This is a genomic window from Amphritea pacifica (assembly GCF_016924145.1).
Taxonomy (GTDB): domain Bacteria; phylum Pseudomonadota; class Gammaproteobacteria; order Pseudomonadales; family Balneatricaceae; genus Amphritea; species Amphritea pacifica.
This window is the reverse complement of sequence record NZ_JAFFZO010000154.1, coordinates 1-363: the sequence shown is the minus strand read 5'-3', so window position 1 is coordinate 363 and position 363 is coordinate 1. Positions and strand designations below refer to the sequence as shown.

Below are 363 nucleotides of genomic sequence, written 5' to 3'. Positions count from 1 at the left end.
AGTAGATTAATCCCCAGCGATTAAGCGAACCTATAGCACACTGGTTTTCATCCCAGTGGGTTTCGCCCTTATTGTGTTTCATGCGTTGTTTAATCTCTGACGGTGTTGGCTCCTGAATCATACTGACCGGAACTGTTTCGTTGGCCCGGCTCCAGGAGAGGGGATCACCGCCCTGCAGCAGTTTAATCAGTGTGCCTTGTTCGGGGCGTGGCTTCTGCCTGGAGTAGCGTTCGCTGTTCCAGGCGGTGCTGCTGTAGGGCTTTATCTGTTGGAAGTCCATTTATATTCGTTTAGTCCGTTAGTGCATTCAGGCTTGAGTGCCGCCATTAAACAGATCGATCTCCGGGCCCATACTAGGCATAA

The 363-nt window shown here is 51.0% G+C and carries 1 protein-coding gene; it reads right to left on the bottom strand.

What is annotated here, in order from left to right; translation table 11 throughout:
* A partial coding sequence (locus tag JW499_RS21860; protein ID WP_205212540.1) for a hypothetical protein occupies positions 1–280 on the bottom strand: 280 nt, incomplete at its 3' end.
* Between the last annotated feature and the right edge of the window lie 83 nt (positions 281–363).